The following is a 3,376-nucleotide window of genomic DNA, read 5'->3' as shown; positions in this document are numbered from 1 at the left end:
GCGGCCACAAAGGTCTCAGGAGAACGACCACTTATAAAGCCAGAAAATACCCACCTGCAAAAGACCAATTATAAACCCCAGCACACCTCCCAGGATTTCGATATGTTTCAGTTCCCGGGACGCCACTGAAGTGATAATTCGTTCCAATTGCTCCAGAGAGAAACTGTTGACCTGCTCCTCCACCACCTTTGACATGCACAGATCTCCCTTTAATTTTTCCCCAAAGCGGTTTACCAGTTCATTTACAAGGGGTGGCAGTTCCTTTTTGACCTGCTCGGCCAGGGCCTCAGAAATCATCCGCCGCAGGGACAGGGGTAAAAAACCCGGGAGCCTGTCCATCACACGGACGCGAACTGCTGTGTCCACGGAACGAATCAGTTCTTCATTTAATTGTTCCGACCGGAAGTAATTCAGGAGTTGCTCCAACGGAAGCAATTGTTCCTCAATTACCTTACCGATAACTCTTGCCAGCTCATCACGTCTCTTGGGCACTACACCCTGGATGGTGTAACCAAGAACGCGAACCGGCCTGTAGGGTCGAAAGATCAGCCATACTGCGAGCCAGTTGGTCACCCATCCGATCAGTGCCCCCACCAGGGGTACAAACACTGTCTGCACCCAGTTCAAATTCATTTCACCCCGTTTTGATATCCTGAAAAGGATAATATCAAAAATAACATATCCCAGGCAAGAGAAAACGGGCGAGGAATTATTTTTTTCGACACAGGGGGCAGTCGGTGCATTCCCTCACCCGGCCCAGGAAAATTAAGTTAATCGTTTCCATGACAGTGTTTTTCTGTTCGCAGTCCGGGTTGTGAATGATAATCTGTTTGGGTGCCAGGGTGATTAAGGTACTGATAAGCATATCCTCATAAGTAATTTCTCCTTCTGTTAAATCCATAAACAAATTTTCCAGGTAGTCCACCTTGAGGATCTGCTTTTGTTCGTCCAGAAGGCGAAACGCCCCGCCGGGTAGCTTGAGCACATGCACCAGTTCAACCCGGGATTCCTGAATTTCCACAAAATACTTGAGCAGCTGGATAAATTCCTGGTATTCCCTTTCCATCAGGAAGTCGTCCACTGCCCTTTCTACGGCCTGTTCCAATTGTTCCACATAATCCTTCAGCCGGAAACGGATAAAACCTTCTACAATGATCTGGTCATTTTGTCTCAGAAAATCGAGAATTTTTTCCATGATCCTTTTCTTGTACAGTTGATGGTAAACCGCCTTTTCTCCTCCCCGGCCATATCCCAGGTGAATTAACGCGTACTTCAATATGTTTTGCCGTTCCTTCTCGTTGAAGTAATAGTAGTTTTCCCTGATCATATCCTTGAGCAGCATCTTCTGCCACTGGCCCAGGATCAACTCCGAGAGAGAACGGGCAATACGGTGGCGGAAAATGGCCTGGATGTCTCCTCTTTTATCCCCACCGGGCATTACCTGGCAGGACACAAAATTAAACCTGCCGGCCGAACTTTCTTTCAGACTCACTCTCAGGCCTTCTTTTTCTAAATTCTTGATTTCCCGCCCCAACCGCATCTTAATGAGATCTATGTGCCGGGCAGTCCCGATGGAGATGTCTGCCATCATTTTCACCGTCCTTTCTCTCTGTTGTAGTATATGTGAGGCTAAAAACCCGTATACAAAATTAATGGTGCCAGGCACTTAACTTATTAACTTATTTGGTTAGGTTAAAAAATTATTGTATCGTTTTTGCTTCATGGATATAATATTTAATGTTCTTAAGTATCTTTAAGTAACTTCAGGAAATTACAGGAAGGTGAAATGGGGATGCTCGAGACCCTGAAGTCCGATAAGAGGAGATTGTTGCTGGTAGCTCTACTGATTACCATGTTGACCTCCGCGTTAAATCAAACGGTGGTGGCAACAGCCATGCCCCGTATAGTCGCCGACCTGGGTGGGCTGGACCTGTATAGCTGGCTGGCGACAGCCTATATCCTCACGTCAAGCGTGGTCATACCCCTGGCCGGAAAGTTCTCCGACCTCTGGGGGCGCAGGCCTTTTTTCCTGGCCGGTGTTGTTCTCTTTTTACTTGGCTCCTGGGCTTCCGGGCTGGCCCACACGATGCACTGGCTCATTACGGCCCGGGCTGTACAGGGCCTGGGCGGCGGTATGTTGATGGCGATGAACACCATTACGATCGGAGACCTTTTCCCTCCGGCGCAGAGGGGGCGCTGGCAGGGAATCATGATGAGCGTATTTGCCCTGGCCACCCTCCTGGGTCCCACTCTCGGCGGGTGGATTACGGACCACTGGAGCTGGCGCTGGGTTTTTTACGTAAGTGCTCCCTTCGGCTTAATTTCCCTGGTACTGCTTTTTTATGCTCTGCCACCTTACCGGGCAGAAAATAAACCGCGTGTCAATTACCTGAGTCCGGCTTTATTGACAATTTCCCTGGTTGGCCTGTTGCTGGCGCTCACCTTTGCCCAGCAGGATTTGAGCTGGACCACCCGCCGCGTGCTGCTTGGGTTCGCGGTTGCAGGGACGGCTGGCATCCTTTTTGTCCTGGTGGACAGCCGGGCGGAAGAACCATTATTACCAGCCTGGCTCTGGCGAAACAATATATTCGTTGTTTCCACCTTAACACTATTTCTGGTGACACTGGGCATGTTTTCTATCACACTCTATTTACCCATGTACCTGCAAATTGTAACGGGTGTAAGCGCGACCTACTCCGGTACACTGCTGACGCCCATGATGCTCTCGATTATGATCGCAGCAGTGGTCAGCGGACAACTGATCTCCCGGTTGCGGCACTATAAAGTTTTCGCCGTATCCGGCCTGGCCATTGCCACCGCCGGCATGTTTTATCTGGGACGTCTACCTGTCGACGCCACTCACGCCATGGTCGTCGCCGGTATGATTATCAGCGGGATCGGGATGGGTATAGCCATGCCGACCTTCACCGTAGCCGTACAAAACACCGTGCGCCGCACGGAACTGGGGACAGTTACGGCGGCCTCCCAGTTGTTCCGCAGTATTGGCGGCGTTTTTGGCAGTGCCCTTACCGGCAACATTGTCCTGACCGATTTGAGCAACCGTCTGAAAGCCCTTTTGCCACCCGGGGCGCCTGTAAAAATTGACCCGGGTCAGGTCTTGAACCGTTTGATGCAAATGCCCGCCGACCCACGCCTGTCTTTACTAAGACATGCTTTCTCTCAGAGTATAACCCACGGGTTTTTTATCGGCGCAATTCTTTTGACCGGAGGACTGATGGCTTCTCTGTTTCTGGAAGACCGGGAGTTAAAGACGCGGTGGGATGACCAGCCGGTACTGGAAAAATAATACCAATCGAGTAGAAGGGGGCGGCTAGCCCCCGTCCTCTCACACCACCGGACATGCGGGTCCGCATCC

The 3,376-nt window shown here is 50.7% G+C and carries 3 protein-coding genes; 1 reads left to right on the top strand and 2 read right to left on the bottom strand.

Annotated features, from left to right (window positions below; translation table 11 throughout):
• Nucleotides 1-15: 15 nt before the first annotated feature.
• Entirely contained in the window at nucleotides 16-618 is a 603-nt protein-coding gene (locus ACPLUI_RS12770; RefSeq protein WP_424660637.1) for a DUF445 domain-containing protein, read from the bottom strand.
• A 91-nt stretch (nucleotides 619-709) separates the two neighbouring features.
• Nucleotides 710-1,591: a putative sporulation protein YtxC gene (ytxC, locus tag ACPLUI_RS12765; protein WP_424660636.1), complete on the bottom strand. Its 882-nt coding sequence runs from the start codon at nucleotides 1,589-1,591 to the stop codon at nucleotides 710-712.
• 201 nt (nucleotides 1,592-1,792) lie between these two features.
• On the opposite strand from ytxC, the gene ACPLUI_RS12760 reads away from it, so the two are divergent.
• Entirely contained in the window at nucleotides 1,793-3,307 is a 1,515-nt protein-coding gene (locus tag ACPLUI_RS12760) for an MDR family MFS transporter (RefSeq protein WP_424660635.1), read from the top strand.
• The last annotated feature ends 69 nt before the right edge of the window (nucleotides 3,308-3,376 follow it).

Origin of the sequence: Desulfofundulus sp. (assembly GCF_049701015.1) — a bacterium.
Lineage (GTDB): Bacteria > Bacillota > Desulfotomaculia > Desulfotomaculales > Desulfovirgulaceae > Desulfofundulus.
The sequence above is the reverse complement of the archived record's forward strand: the minus strand, read 5'-3'. Positions and strand labels throughout refer to the sequence as shown.

Coding starts and splice junctions, on each gene's coding strand:
- ACPLUI_RS12760 (WP_424660635.1), top strand. CDS start 1,793: ATGCTCGAGACCCTGAAGTCCGATAAGAGGAGATTGTTGCTGGTAGCT.
- ytxC (WP_424660636.1), bottom strand. CDS start 1,591: ATGATGGCAGACATCTCCATCGGGACTGCCCGGCACATAGATCTCATT.